Annotated in this window: 1 protein-coding gene; it reads right to left on the reverse strand. The window is 61.1% G+C overall.

Annotated features, from left to right (window positions below):
- A partial coding sequence (locus M2D63_RS26280) for an immunoglobulin-like domain-containing protein (RefSeq protein WP_285865941.1) occupies positions 1 to 203 on the reverse strand: 203 nt, incomplete at both ends.

Consider the following 203-nt stretch of genomic DNA (forward strand, 5'->3'; position numbering starts at 1 on the left):
TCGTTGACCTCGGTAACGGCTGGAGTGTTATCCACAGCCAGATTTTCGAAGTCGCCGCCACTGGTGCCGGTGATGGTAGCTTCGACCTGACCGGCGTCGATGTAGACGTCATCGTCCGGCGCGGCGACGGTGACGCTGCCGCTGGTTTCACCGGCAGCGATGGTGATGGACTCACCATTGCTGAGGGTGATGGTCATGGCGGT

Origin of the sequence: Pseudomonas sp. BJa5, from assembly GCF_030272875.2 — a bacterium.
Classification (GTDB): domain Bacteria; phylum Pseudomonadota; class Gammaproteobacteria; order Pseudomonadales; family Pseudomonadaceae; genus Aquipseudomonas.